The sequence below is a fragment of the Micromonospora sp. ANENR4 genome (genome assembly GCF_015354395.1).
GTDB classification, from domain to species: Bacteria; Actinomycetota; Actinomycetes; order Mycobacteriales; family Micromonosporaceae; genus Micromonospora; species Micromonospora aurantiaca.
In genome coordinates this window covers 1-12,414 of record NZ_JADKYQ010000026.1, presented here as the reverse complement: position 1 = coordinate 12,414, position 12,414 = coordinate 1, and the positions used below count along the sequence as shown (strand labels likewise).

Annotated in this window: 10 protein-coding genes; 3 read left to right on the top strand and 7 right to left on the bottom strand. The window is 72.6% G+C overall.

Annotation, left to right across the window (positions count from 1 at the left end; translation table 11 throughout):
* Positions 1–26: 26 nt before the first annotated feature.
* Both IRY44_RS29660 and IRY44_RS29655 read left to right on the top strand, forming a co-directional pair.
* Positions 27–692, top strand: a complete 666-nt coding sequence (locus IRY44_RS29660; RefSeq protein WP_030504405.1) for a response regulator transcription factor — start codon at positions 27–29, stop codon at positions 690–692.
* A gap of 113 nt (positions 693–805) precedes the next feature.
* Positions 806–2,911, top strand: coding sequence for an MMPL family transporter (locus IRY44_RS29655; protein WP_194803438.1), 2,106 nt, complete (start codon positions 806–808; stop codon positions 2,909–2,911).
* Between the two features lie 52 nt (positions 2,912–2,963).
* Here IRY44_RS29655 and IRY44_RS29650 read toward each other — a convergent pair whose 3' ends face one another.
* The 7 genes from IRY44_RS29650 to IRY44_RS29620 form a co-directional block, all read right to left on the bottom strand.
* Positions 2,964–4,397, bottom strand: coding sequence for a condensation domain-containing protein (locus IRY44_RS29650; protein ID WP_194803437.1), 1,434 nt, complete (start codon positions 4,395–4,397; stop codon positions 2,964–2,966).
* Positions 4,385–5,074, bottom strand: a complete 690-nt coding sequence (locus tag IRY44_RS29645) for a hypothetical protein (protein WP_194803436.1) — start codon at positions 5,072–5,074, stop codon at positions 4,385–4,387. The genes IRY44_RS29650 and IRY44_RS29645 overlap by 13 nt, the downstream gene beginning before the upstream one ends.
* Positions 5,049–6,224 (bottom strand): hypothetical protein, encoded by a 1,176-nt coding sequence (locus IRY44_RS29640; RefSeq protein ID WP_194803435.1) that lies wholly within the window; start codon positions 6,222–6,224, stop codon positions 5,049–5,051. Before IRY44_RS29640 ends, IRY44_RS29645 begins: the two co-directional genes overlap by 26 nt.
* A 47-nt stretch (positions 6,225–6,271) precedes the next feature.
* Positions 6,272–7,612: an MATE family efflux transporter gene (locus IRY44_RS31425; RefSeq protein WP_194803434.1), complete on the bottom strand. Its 1,341-nt coding sequence runs from the start codon at positions 7,610–7,612 to the stop codon at positions 6,272–6,274.
* Between the two features lie 150 nt (positions 7,613–7,762).
* Complete coding sequence (argS, locus tag IRY44_RS29630; protein ID WP_194803433.1) at positions 7,763–9,481, bottom strand: arginine--tRNA ligase; 1,719 nt, start codon at positions 9,479–9,481, stop codon at positions 7,763–7,765.
* Positions 9,482–9,752: 271 nt separating this feature from the next.
* Positions 9,753–10,811, bottom strand: coding sequence for a tryptophan--tRNA ligase (gene trpS / locus IRY44_RS29625; RefSeq protein ID WP_194803432.1), 1,059 nt, complete (start codon positions 10,809–10,811; stop codon positions 9,753–9,755).
* Between the two features lie 270 nt (positions 10,812–11,081).
* Positions 11,082–11,525: a PRC-barrel domain-containing protein gene (locus tag IRY44_RS29620; RefSeq protein ID WP_194803431.1), complete on the bottom strand. Its 444-nt coding sequence runs from the start codon at positions 11,523–11,525 to the stop codon at positions 11,082–11,084.
* A gap of 123 nt (positions 11,526–11,648) precedes the next feature.
* Between IRY44_RS29620 and IRY44_RS29615 the strand changes: the two genes are divergently transcribed.
* Positions 11,649–11,933: an SCO4848 family membrane protein gene (locus IRY44_RS29615; RefSeq protein WP_194803430.1), complete on the top strand. Its 285-nt coding sequence runs from the start codon at positions 11,649–11,651 to the stop codon at positions 11,931–11,933.
* Positions 11,934–12,414: the final 481 nt, after the last annotated feature.

The following is a 12,414-nucleotide window of genomic DNA, read 5'->3' as shown; positions in this document are numbered from 1 at the left end:
TGCTACGAATCGAGGGGTGGCGCCCCATGGTGCGCATCGTGGTCGTCGACGACCAGGATCTGGTCCGAGGTGGCTTCGCCATGATCCTCGACGCGGAGCCGGACCTGACCGTGGTGGGCGAGGCGGCGGACGGCCTGGAGGCCCTGCGGGTGGTGGCCGAGAAGAAGCCGGACGTGGTGGTCATGGACATCCGGATGGAGGGCCCGATCGACGGCATCGAGGCCACCCGCCGGATCTGCGCCACCACCGACGCGCGGGTGCTCATCCTCACCACGTTCGACGTCGACGAGCACGTGCACGACGCGCTGCGGGCCGGCGCGAACGGTTTCCTGCTCAAGACCATGCGCCGGGCCGAGCTGGTCGAAGCGGTACGGGTCATCGCCAAGGGCGAGGCGCTGCTCGCCCCGACGGTGACCCGGCGGGTGATCGCCGACCTGCTGCGACGGCCCCAGGGCGCGATCCGCCCGCCGGCCCGGCTGGACGAGCTGACCGGGCGGGAGCGGGAGATCCTGTGCCTGGTCGCTCGTGGGCTCTCCAACGCCGAGATCGCCGCCCGGCTGACGGTGAGCGACCACACCGTCAAGACCCATGTCAGCAACGTGCTGGCCAAGCTGGGCCTGCGGGACCGGGTGCAGGCGGTGGTCTTCTCCTACGAGGCCGGACTGATCAGTCCCGGTGAGGATCTCGACTGAGCGCTCTCCCTCGCTCGGGTGAGACCGGATTTGGCTCTCGGCGGCGATCTGCCGGAGGGCCCGCTTCATCAGGATGAGATCACATCGGTCTTTCCGTCCTGAGGAGCTGTGTGATGATCCGTGCCGTTACGCGTTTCGCTCGCCGGCGCCCTGCCGTCGTGCTCGTCATCTGGCTGGTGATCGCAGCGGCCGGCTTCACTGTCGGAAACGGCGTCTTCGCCCGGATGACGACAAGCGTCGGCGCCATCGCCGGTAGCGAGTCGCAGCAGGGCGCGCAGGCGCTCGGTGACGCCGAGCTCGCGCCACCGGTGATCAACGCGGTCATCTCCGGCGGCTCGGTCACCGACCCGGCCTTCCGTACGAAGGTCTCCGCCGCGCTCACCGAGCTGCGCGCCGTCGACGGCGTGCTGGCGGTGACCGACCCGTTCGGTACCCAGGCCCCGGTCGCCACCGACGGCGCGGCGGTCCTGGTGAACGTGGAGCTGGCGCACCAGGGCGACCTGCTGGCCGACAAGGTACGGACGCAGCTGACCGGGATCGACGGTACGACGGCTGTGGTCTCCGGCGGCCCGCTCACCGACCGCGAGTTCAACGACCAGGCCACCTCGGACACCAGGCGGGCCGAGATCGTCTCCGCGCCGTTGCTGCTGCTCCTGTTGCTGCTGGTCTTCATGTCGCTGATCGCCGCCGGGCTGCCGCTGCTGATCGCCCTCGTCGGTGTCGGCGGAACCTTCACCACGCTGCTGGTGATGAGCTTCTTCACCGATGTGTCGATCTATTCGATCCAGGTCACCACGATGCTCGCCATCGGTCTCGGCGTCGACTACGCGCTGCTCATGGTCAGCCGGTTCCGGGAGGAGCGGGCGCTGACCGAGGACGCGGAGGAGGCGCTCGTGCGGGCCTCCGAACGCGCCGGCCGGACCATCGTCTTCTCCGGCCTGACCATCGCGGTCAGCCTGGCCAGCCTGGTGGTCTTCGCCGATCCGTTCCTGCGGTCCATCGGCGTGGCCGGCGCCGCCGTGGTGCTGATCGACATGCTCGCCGCGATCACCCTGCTGCCCGCGCTGCTCCAGCTGCTGCGTAACCGGATCAAGCCGGTCCGGGCCCGGAAGGAGCGCGGCCGGTCGTTCGCCGCGGTCGCCCGTGGGGTGCAGAAGATGCCGGTGCTCACCCTGCTGGTGGTGCTCGTCGGCCTGCTCATGGCCGGGCTGTCCGCGACCAACCTGCGGCTGGACACCAGCAACCCGAAGTCGCTGCCGGCCGACAGTGCCACCCGCCAGCTCACCGAGGCGTTGCGCGAGCACTTCCCGGCACTCGCCGGCCCGAGCGCGATCACGATCGTCGCCCGGACCTCGGCCGACGACCCCGACCTGGCCGATTTCCGGCAGCGGGTCGCCGCGGTGCCCGGCGTCTCGGTGGTGAACCCGGGGCGCAGCGGCGGCGGGCTGGCCGTGCTGCAGGCCACCCCGGAGAACCCGACGAGCGACCCGGACACCGCCCGGGCGGTACGCGACATCCGTGACCTGGACGCACCCTTCACGGTGCAGGTCACCGGCGACGCGGCCCGTCTGGTCGACTACCAGCAGGAGCTGCGCGACCGCCTCCCGATCGCCGGCGGCATCGTCCTGCTGGCGACGTTCGTCCTGCTGCTGGCGTTCACCCGGTCGGTGCTGATCCCGCTGAAGGCCGTGCTCACCAACCTGCTCAGCCTGTTCGCCGCACTCGGTGTGGTGGTCTGGGTGTTCCAGGAGGGGCACCTGGTCGGCCTGCTCGGCGGTGAGCGGCTCGACGGCATCGACCTGACCGTGCCGGTGGTCGTTGCGGCGATCGCGTTCGGGCTCTCCACCGACTACGAGGTCTTCGTCCTGTCCCGGATCCGTGAGCGCCGTTTCGCCGGCGCGGCCCCGGACCAGGCGGTGCGGGAGGGCCTGCAGCGAAGCGGTGGCATCGTGACCGCTGCGGCCCTGCTCCTCGCGGTCACCTTCGCCGGCTTCATGACCGGGGGCTTCGCGCCGATCAAGGAGGTCGGCCTGGGTCTGGTGCTGGCCGTCCTGATCGACGCGGTGATCGTCCGGATGCTGCTGGTCCCGGCGACGATGGCGATTCTCGGAAGCGCCGCGTGGTGGGCGCCTCGCTTCCTGGGTGGCCGGCCGCCGGTCCCCTCCGCTCCGGACGCCGTCGACGCGCAGCCGGAGCTGACGGCCACCGCCCAGGGCTGAGAGACCGGGGCGGGGCAGACCCCCGCTGCCCCGCCCCGGTCGATCGGATCGTTCAGTGCGGGACCACCACGCCGCGCAGGCCGGCGGCCTCGCCCACCTCGGAGAGGAGCAGATCGGTGTCGAGCAGTCGCACCAGCAGCCGGTCCACTCCGGCCAGGACCGCACGGATGAGGTCGGGGGGCAGCAGGGTGGTGTCCGCGAGCAGCGTCCAGCGCAGGTGCCCCGGGGTGTCGAGCACGTCGCCGACCTCCATGAAGAACGAGGCGCCGGCCGGCCGGCGCTCGGTCCACCGGAAGCGCGGCTCGGCCAGGACCCGCCGCACCACGTCACTGTCGATCGGCGCGGTGACGGGCGGCGTCTCCGGTGCGCCGCGCATGTCGTTGAAGAAGCATCTGATCTCCGGCTCGGCGCCGCGTTCCCGGCTCACCTCGGCCAGCGCCGCCCACCCGTCCACCGGATCGAAGCGGCCGTGCCGGAAGGCCCGCACGGCAGTGCCCCAACAGTGCCGGACCAGGTCGGAGAAGGCCGGCCCGGTCAGGTCGACGACGGCCGGCATGTGCTGCGTCAGCGTGCCGATCGAGGCCCGCTGTGCGGCGGTGGTGCGGTTGCCGACGACCAGCAGCAATCCGCACCTGTCGGTCTCGGCGACCACGCCCAGCAGGGCTGCGGTCACCGCGAGCGCGACGGTGGCGGTGCTGGTGCGGTACCGGTCGGCGAGCATCCCCAGCACCGGCGCCGAGATCGGCGAGTCCAGGACACCGCGCCAGAACCGGGGTTCGGCCGGCGCCACCGGCCGGAGCGCGGCGAAGTTGTCGAGCGGGACCGCGTTCAGTTGCCGGCGCAGGTGGGCCACGGCGGCGGCGCTGACCGTACGGCCCCGGGGGGAACGCTCGAAGGCGGCGAGGTCGGCGGGATGAACCAGTTCCGGAGTCGCCGGATCGGGGCGCCCCGCCGCCCGGCAGGCCAGCATCTCGGCCAGCACCCGTGCCGCCAGGCGGCTGCTCTGCAGATCGGCGGCCAGGTGAGCGATGCAGAGCACCAGAGCCCGGGGCACGCCCCGGTGCACGCAGACCAGGACGCGCATCGGCAGGTCCCGATCGTGGTCGAACGGTGTCGCCTGGAGTTGCTCGTCCAGTTCCCGGGCGGTCGCCGTGAACCGCTCGGCCGGACCGTCGCCGGAGAAGACCCCGACCGGGATGCTGCCGCTGTCCAGCACCTCCTGGACCAGCCGGCCGTCCCGCCGCGGGAACCGCGTACGCAGTGCCTCGAACCGGCCGGTCAGCGCGCCCACAGCGGCGCACACCATCGCCAGGTCCACGCCGTCGGGGATCAGCACGGGCACCGTGACGTTGTAGGCGGTGCCCGGCGGCATCCGCCGGATGTCGCGTTCCACGAGCACCTGACCCCACGTCAGGTGCTCGACGACCGCCCGCGAACCGGTGAAGCGGGCCGGCTGCCAGCGCACGTCGGCGGTCAGGCCGGACACGATGCGTATCCGTCCAGCGTGCGGACCGCCGCGTCCCGGCGGTTCTCCAGGTACCGCTCGTTCCATCGGCCCGGTCCGGCGTCGGACGCGTGCGGGCCGAGGAACCGGGCGGTGACCGAGGCGCGGAAGGCGGCCCAGGTGGCCGCCGAGCTGACCAGCCGGCTGGCGGCCGGTACGGTCCGCGCCGGCCCCGGCGGCAGGCCGCTGCCGGCGCACACGGCGTCGGCCCAGCTCTCCTGCTCGTCGAGGGCCGCCAGGACGGCGTCGAACGGCAGGCCACGCAGCTCGGTGACGGCCACCGCGCGGCTGCGGAAGCCGGTCGCCGACACCGGGCCGAACCGCTCGATGGCGATCGCCACCGGCAGCATCGCGCGCGGCGCGAACCACTCGCAGCCGAGCACCGTCAGCGTGGGCAGGTCGCCGGCGTCGGGGTCGTCCGCGGCGACGATCCGCCACTCCGCGAAGGGCAACGCGACGCCCGCGTCCCCGAAGGTGTCGGCGTCGGCGCCGCAGTCCGGGCAGGTCATGATCCGGACCGCCATCGGGGGTGCGGGCGGGCGGATCACCCCCGGCGGCTGATCGGCCGGAACGAGGAAGTGGGCTGCCACCTCGCGTAGCGCCATCCGTTCGACCACGGTGCCCAGGGCCGGGTCAGGAGTCGTGGCAAGCGTGGTCATGTCGGATGTCCTCTCCACTGGCGTCGGCCGGCACGCCGGCCGTGACGAAGGTGTCAGGGCTCCGGCGGTGCAGGCCGAGAGCGACAGCGGCCACGCCGAGGTCGATGAGCGCGGCCCGGCCGGCGGCGCCGAGGGCCGTGCCGTCCGGGGCGGTCAGGCCGGAGTCCACCCAGGTCGACACGGCCGAACGGATCCGGGCGGGGTGGGCGGGGCCGAGTGGGACGGGCAGGTCACGGCGGACCGCGGCGGCCTCCAGCCCGAGCAGGTATCCGGCGGCCCAGATCTCCAGGGCGGCCCGCGCCTGCGGTCGCGGCCCGGGCCGGCTGTCCAGGTACGCGGCCAGCGCGGTCGTCACCTCCTCCGCGCCGACCCCGAGCAGGTCGCACCAGTCCGCCCAGTACCAGCAGAACTCGTTGCCGCCGGGCTCACCGGTGTGCGGCCGCAGCAGCCGGATCAGGCAGCGCGAGTCCTTGACCTGCACGACGTACTCGTCGTGGGACCGGTAGCGGGACCGCGACGCCAGGGTCGCGTCGATCCGGGGGTCGAGTTCCCAGTGCGTGTCGGACGGCACCGGCGGCGCCCACACGGTGGCATGGTGCCGGCCGCCGTGCCCGGCGATCAGGGTCGGCAGCCCGCGGTTGTCGACCAGGTGCGGCACCGTCGCCAGCATCGGCACCTCGCGTTCCCGGCAGTATCGGGCGATCATCTGGTCGTCGTCGGTGACCTCGTCGGGGATCGGCGCCAGGTAGGCGGCCAGGTCCGCGGCCACGTCGGCCGGCAGCAGGAACGCCAGCGCCGGTATCCACTCCATCGGGGACAGCGCTGCCCACGGCGATCCGGCGACCGCGGCCAGCCGGCACAGGAAGCTGTTCTGCGGGCTGCTCCAGTCGGTGTAGAGGGCGATGCCGTGTGCCGGGCGGCGCGCGATGGCGGCCAGCACGTGCGCGGCGAAGTCGTCGCAGACCCGGGCGTCGTCCTGCAGGACCAGGTGGTGCGTGGCGCCCTCGGCGATCGAGGCCCAGGCGACCTTCGCGGTCCGCAACGGGCTGCGCGCGGCGTCGGGGTCCGGGTCGTGCACGATGCGTGCCTCCAGCGGGCGGCACGCATCGACGAGCACGTCCAGGGCGACGTCGCGAGCCGGATGGTGCATGATCGTGACGCTCAGGCGAACGTCCCGCGCCCGCCATTCGGGGCGGTTCACCGGGCGTCCGCCCGGCTGGTCCGGCGGACGTGCCGCCACGTGAGGAGCGGGACGAGCAGCATGCCGCAGGCGTTGAGCACCGCGATCGTCCAGTAGAGGGCCGACGGATCCTGCTGGGTCCGGGCCAGCGCGCTGCCGACGACGACCATGCCCCCGAAGTAGGGCACGTTCAGCAGCAGCGCGATCAGGCCCCCGCCGACCTGTTCGAGAAGGAGCAGCGTCATCACGTTCAGGCCCAGACCGAGGTAGGTCAGGCCGACGATCCCCAGGAACCGTGCGGTCTCCGACGCGACGGTCGGGTCACCAGCCAGCAGCGCGGCCAGGGGCTCCCGGCCCAACCAGATCGCGGCCGCGAGCACCGCGTACACCGCGGCGGTCAGGCGCAGTCCGGCCCCGAACACCGCCGGCCCTTCGCCGGGCCGCCCCGCGCCCCGCATCTGGTTGAGCACGATCGCGGTCGCCGAACCGAGCGCCGAGGCTGGCACGATGAGCAGGTTCTGCAGCGCGCCGGCCGCCGAGTACCCGGACACCACGTCCGGCCCGAACGGGCTGAGCGCCCACAGCAGGCCCGCGTTCGCCACGGCCATCACCACGAACGACGCGGTGACCGGCAGTCCGGTGCCGGTCAGTCGCCCGATCGCCTCCGGCCGCCAGGTCAGCGGCCCGCTCGCCGTCCAGAGTCCGCAGCGGTACACCTGCACCATGCCGACGGTCAGCGCGGCCACGCCGCCGATCGCGATCGCGACCGGAAGCGCGTACACGCCGAGGTCGGTGCCGAAGCCCAGGACCGCGACGCCGCCCACCTCCAGGACCGCGCCGGTCAGCACCACGGCCGCCGCGGAGCCCGGCCGGCCGTAGCCGCGCAGGCTCGACGAGAGCAGCACGGTCGGGAAGAAGATCAGGTTGGCCAGGCAGGCCCAGCGGGTGAAGGCGACGAATTCCCCCACCGACGCGTCCGGGACGTTCAGCAGCGCCGCCAGCCAGGGCGCCGCCAGGATCAGTACGAGGCTGACGGTGCCCCAGACGGCCACGCCGACGCGGGCCATGCTGGCGGCGACCGGGAGGACGTCCCTGGCCCGGCCGGCGCCGCGGCTCACCGACGCGGAGACCTGGTTGCTCACGTCGAAGCCCACCTGGAGGGCGGCGAAGAGCAGCGCCAACGGTACGTAGAGGGAGCGCACGTACATCGCCTCGACGCTGATCCGGGCCATCAGCGCGATCACCACCACCGGCACCAGGACGCCGGCCGTCTCGCCGAGTGCGATCGTGGCGGCGAGGCGGCGGATCCGGGACGCGCCGTCCCAGACGATCGTGGTCGGTGCTTCGGTGGTGCTCACGACGGTGCCACCGCCGCCGAGCCGGTAGTCGGACGTTCGGGCATGACCCACCCCCATGTCGGGCTCGCGGAGACGCACCGACCATAGATACGCGCGAATCAGGCCCACAAGCTGCCCAAAGGGCTATGCCCAGGAGGTGTCCGGTCGGCCTCACAACCGTTCCGGGGTACGGATGCCGAGCAGGTCCAGGCCCTGCCGCAGCACCCGCCCGGTCAGCTCGCACAACACGAGCCGGCTGTCCCGAAGCGGACCCTCGGCCCGCAGCACCGGGCAGCGTTCGTAGAACGCGCTGAACGCGACCGCCAGCCGGTGCAGGTACGCGGTCAGCCGGTGGAACTCCAGGGTGCCCGCCACCTCCTCGACCACCGCGGCGAAGCCGACCAGCTCGATGGCGAGCGCCCGCTCGGCCGGCTCGGTGAGCGAGACCTCCGCGTCCGGCCGCGCCGCCGCGCCGGCCCGCCGGAAGATCGACCGGACCCGGGAGTACGCGTACTGGAGGTACGGCGCGGTGTTCCCGTCCAGCGACAGCATCCGCTCCCAGTCCAGCACGTAGTCCTTGTGCCGGTCGCCGGACAGGTCGGCGTACTTGACCGCGCCGATGCCCACCGCGCGCCCCACCGCGGCGGCCTCCGCCTCGCCCAGCTCCGGATTGCGTTCCCGGGCCAGCGCGGTGGCCCGCTCCACAGCCTCGGTGAGCAGCCCGACCAGCTTCACCGACCCGCCGGCCCGGCTGCGCAGCATCCGCCCGTCCGGGCCGAGGATCGAGCCGAAGCCGACGTGCTCGGCCCGTGCCGGCGCGGCCAGCCAGCCGGCCTGCGCGCCGACCGCGAACACCATCTCGAAGTGCCGCCGCTGCGGTAGGCCTACCACGTAGAGCAGCCTTGTCGCGCCGAGCGTGCCGGTCCGGTGCCGCAGGGCGGCCAGGTCGGTGGCCGGGTAGCCGTACCCGCCGTCGGACTTGCGCACGATCAGCGGCAACGGCTCGCCGTCGCGGCCCACCGAACCGGGCGGGAACACGCAGTCCGCGCCGTCGCTGCGCCGCAGCAGCCCGAGCCGGTCCAGCTCGTCGACGGTCGGCGCGAGCTGGTCGTGGTAGCTGCTCTCGCCCCGGAAGTCGGCGCCGGTCAGCGTCACGTCGAGCAGGTCGTACACGGTCAGGAAGTAGCTCTCCGACTGCGTCACCAGCAGCCGCCACAGCCGCAGCGTCGCCGGGTCGCCGCCCTGCAACGCCACCACCCGCCGCCGCGACCGTTCCTGGAACGCCGGGTCGTCGTCGAACTTCGCCCGCGCCGCCTTGTAGAACCCGTCCAGGTCACCCATCGACAGCTCCTGCGCCGCCCCGGCCTCGCCCAGGTCGAGCAGGTGCTCGATCAGCATGCCGAACGGTGTGCCCCAGTCGCCGAGGTGGTTGGCGCGCAGCACCCGGTGCCCGAGCCACTCCAGCGTCCGGGCCACCGCGTCCCCGATCACCGTCGACCGCAGGTGCCCGACGTGCATCTCCTTCGCCACGTTCGGCGCCGAGTAGTCGACCACCACCGTCTCCGGCTCGGCCACCGGCGGCACCCCGAGCCGCGGGTCGGCGGCCAGCGCGGACACCAGCCCGCCGAGCGCGTGGTCGGCCACCGTGAGGTTCAGGAAACCCGGACCGGACACCTCGACCGCCGCGCAGACGTCGGCCAGCGACGCGTGCTCCCGTACCTCCGCGGCGATCTCCCGCGGCGGACGGCCGAGCCGCCGGGCCAGCCCCAGCGCCGCGTCCGACTGGAAGTCCGCGTGCTGCGAGCGCCGCACGGCCGGGTCCACCGGCATGCCGGCCACCGCCGCGAACGCGGGCGCCAGCCGGTCGGCAAGCAACCTTTCAAGATCCATGAGTACGCCGATCTCGCTGTGGATCCGCCGCGCGGATCACCTGACGGGAACGCGACGGCGGAGCGAGGACGATCGATGACGACCGGCGGCTCGATCCGCCGGTCGCAGGAGGGGAAGGCTCAGCGCAGGCGGTCGCGGGACCGCCGGCGTCGCAGCGCGCCGAGCCGGACGTCGGGGGACGTCATCGGGTACGCGTGCGAGCTGGCCATGCCGGCAGCGTAACCGGCCGGTCCGGGGTCGGCGCAAGCGCGTACCCCGGACCGGCTCGTCGTCAGGCCGAGGTGGCGACGGCCTTGCGGTAGCGCTCGGCCCGGCGCCGCACCTGGGTGTACGCGCTGCTCAGGCCCATCGCCCGGCGCACCTCGACGAGCGTGCGGCGCACCTCGACGCGGGTCCGCTCGGTGCCGGTGACGATCAGCTCGTCGACCAGGCCGGGCTGCGCCTCGAAGCGGGCCCGGCGCTCCCGGATCGGGTCCAGGAACCGGTTGAGCGCCGTCGCCAGCGCCTCCTTGACCTCGACGTCACCGACCCGGCCGGCCCGGTAGCGGGCCTTGAAGTCCGCCACCTGCGCCCGGTCCTGGTTGAAGATGTCGTGGTACTCGAAGACCGGGTTCCCCTCGACCGTGCCCGGCACGTCGGCGCGGACCCGGTTCGGGTCGGTGTACATCCCCATCACCTTGCGGCGCACCGTGGCCGCGTCGTCGGAGAGCGCGATCGCGTTCCCCTTGCTCTTGCTCATCTTCCCGGCGCCGTCGGTGCCGACCAGCGTCGGCGTCTCCGACATCAGCATGTCGGGCACCGGGAAGACCTCGCCGTAGAGGTGGTTGAACCGGCGGGCGATCTCCCGCGTCACCTCGACGTGCGCGGCGTTGTCCTTCCCGACCGGCACTACCTGGCCCTTCACGCAGAGGATGTCGGCGGCCTGGAGGACCGGGTAGCCGAGCAGGCCGTACGGCATCTCGTCCTTGCCGGCGTCGCGGGTCATCTCCTTCAGCGACGGCACCCGTTCCAGCCGAGGCACCGTGATCAGGTTCTGGAACAGCGTGTTCAGGTCGCCGACCTCGGGGATCGCCGACTGGAGATAGAACGTGGCCCGTTCCGGCTCCACCCCGGCGGCGAGGATGTCGGTGACCATCTCGCGGGCGTTGTGCGCCACCTGCTCGATGTCCGCGCGGCTGTTGCGCGTGGTGAGCATGTGCAGGTCCGCGATGATGAAGAAGCTCTCGTAGCGCTGGTGCAGCCGCACCCGGTTGGCGATGCTGCCCACGTAGTGGCCGAGGTGCAGCCGGCCGGTCGGGCGGTCGCCGGTGAGCATGCGTGCAGAGGACATGGTCGTACGCCTTTCGTGCCGTTCGATGGCGGGGAGACGCGACCCGGGTGTCACCCGGGTCGGTGGAGCGGGCTCGTCAGAACGAGCGCCGCCATCGCCCGCCGGCGCGGAAACGGAGTCCGCCGGCACGGAGTACGTCGAGGATCTGCTCCCGGCCGTCGACAGCGTGGCCCGGGAGACCGCTACGGGTCTCCGGGAGGCAGCTGCGCGGCCGGACCATGACTGACACGGTAACCGCTCACCGGCCCGCGCCGCTGCCTCCTGCCGCGCTTACTGCTGTCGATAGCTCTCCGCGTAGTAGCTGCCGACCCGCTCGCGGTACTCCGGGTGCGCGAAGTGGTCCGCGTCGAACGCCGGCGACTCCTTCACCTGCTCCCGGGTGCGGTCCACGTGCACGACGCGGTCCAGGTGGTCGACCTGGGCGACAGTGCCGGCCGGCAGCAGCACCTTCTTGCCGAAGATCCACGGACCGGTGTCCACCACCAGGTACCGCGCGTCCGCGTCCTCGCTTGCTTCGTCGATGGAGCCGATCCGGCCGTCAGTCGCCTCCACCCGGTAGCCGGTGAGGTCGATCGGCGTACCCGGGCCGGGGGCGTCCGGGCCGTCGTCCGCCTCGCCGGTGCGCTGTTCCGGTACGTCTGTGGGCCGGGTCTGGTCGTACCCACCGGCCAGGGCGGACGGATCCCGCCAGGTCCACGGGTTGAACGGCTGCATCGGTGGCACCTCCGTCGAATCGGCTCGACGGAATCAGTGCCCCAGCGGCGGGAACGGAAACGCCTGCCGCGCCCGACCGCGGTCCTGACCTGGGTGGACGGCGCGCTGGCATACTGGCCGACCATGGTCCTGTCACGTGGTTGGTCGCTGTTCCTGGTCGCCGTCGGCGTCTGGACGTGGGCGATCTGGCCGAGGTTCGCGGTCGCCATCTGGAACGACGAGCGCGCCTGGTCGGCGGGCGTCGTCGGCGAGGGCAGCCCGACCGGATTCCTCTGGGTGCACGCCCTGCTGATCGCCGCGTCCCTGGCCATCGGCACGACTGTGGGCGTCCTCGGCATCCGCGCCTACCGCGCCGCCCGCCGCCCCTCCCACCCGTCCCCCTCCTCGCCCTCCGCCCCACCCCGGTGATCAAGGAGTTTGTGTCCGGTGGGGACGTCGATCGGCACGCGAACTCCTTGATCGCGGGCGCTGCGGACGGGTGTGACGCGCACCGCTACCCCTCGATTTGACGTTCAAACCCGCAGACGCGTAACTTTCTCTCTGCCAGCGCGGAACGGGGCAAACGGGACGAAACCCGGGAGCATCGAACAACGGTGGCACCGGGTACGACCAAGACTGAGATCTTGCGAGGACGCGGTCCGGGCGAGGCCCGCCGAAACGCCGCAGGGCGGATTTGGCGGAGCGGAACCGACCGGGTAAGGTTGTCGACCGGCAGGGCACCGGGCGAGCTAGCGGGAAACCGCAGCGGCCGGCCTGCCAAATCCGATGATCATCGCAGCGGGTGACTGCTGCGCGTGCTCATCGGCGCCGACCCGTACGAAGCATGACAGACCGGGACACACGGTTTGACACGGCAGAGACGGTGAGGTAACGTAGTAAAAGTGCCCGC